This is a genomic window from Hyphomonas sp., from assembly GCF_013823385.1.
Lineage (GTDB): Bacteria > Pseudomonadota > Alphaproteobacteria > Caulobacterales > Hyphomonadaceae > Hyphomonas.
Window position 1 is genome coordinate 1 of sequence record NZ_PNMA01000164.1, and the last position, 1,077, is coordinate 1,077.

Annotated in this window: 1 protein-coding gene; it reads left to right on the plus strand. The window is 63.2% G+C overall.

The window, feature by feature from the left end:
- Positions 1–90: 90 nt before the first annotated feature.
- Positions 91–1,077 (plus strand): IS630 family transposase gene (locus C0456_RS20785; protein ID WP_291056687.1). Its coding sequence is split into 2 segments (ribosomal slippage), with 985 coding nucleotides annotated over them: positions 91–621 and positions 624–1,077; the frame shifts between segments, so codons are not numbered across the junction. This gene is flagged as partial in the annotation.

Here is a 1,077-nt window from a genome sequence, read left to right on the forward strand (position 1 = left end):
ATACCAATGATCGCTGTGGATGACTCACGCGGTGGGATTCCCATTCGCTGGCTGACCTGATTCCATGCTGCAAGCACATGGAGGCTTGCGATGGCGGCAGCGATTGGGGTTCGGGCGGATCAGACACCGGAGGATTTGCGGCGGTTTGCGCGACGATGCGGCGATCCTGACCAGGTTCGACGACTGCTGGCGATAGCACTGATCCTGGACGGCGGCAGCCGTAGCGAAGCGGCGAAGTTGGCCGGGGTGACGCTGCAGATCGTGCGCGACTGGGTGCTGCGTTTCAACGCGGAAGGCCCTGAGGGTCTGGCAACGCGCAAAGCACCCGGGCGCGCGTCGATCCTGAACGACGAACAGCGAGCTCGCCTGATCGAGGTCGTCGAAGCGGGTCCGATCCCTGCAGCGCATGGCGTGGTGCGTTGGCGGCTTGCCGATCTTGCCCAGTGGGTATGGGACGAGTTCTCGGTATCGGTCACGCGTCATACCCTGGGGCGCGAGCTTCGGGCGATGGGTTACCGCAAGCTCTCCGCGCGGCCGCGTCATCGTGGTCAGAAGGACGATGACATCGCCATTTTTAAAAAGGCTTCGCCACCCGTCTGGCGCAAATCCGCAAAGGCCTCCCCGAAGGAACGCCCATAGAGCTTTGGTGGCAGGATGAAGCCCGGATCGGCCAACAGACGAAGCTCACCCGGCGCTGGGCGAGGCGCGGCACGCGTCCCTCAGCTCCTCGCGATCAGCGGCGATCCTCGGCCTGGATCTTTGGTGCGATCTGTCCTGCCCAAGGCAAGGCTGCAGGCATCGTCATGCCCCGCTGCAACAGCGAGGCAATGAGCATGCATCTTGAAGAGATCGCCTTCCAAGTGGCGCCCGGCGCCCATGCCGTCGTCATCCTTGATCAAGCCGGATGGCACGGTTCGGCCGAGCTGGTCGTCCCGCCGAACATCACCCTGTTGCCGCTGCCGCCGCGATGCCCCGAGCTCAACCCGGTCGAAAATGTCTGGCAGTTCATGCGTGACAACTGGCTGTCGAACCGCATCTTCAAATCCTACGACGACATCGTCGACCACTGCTGCTTCG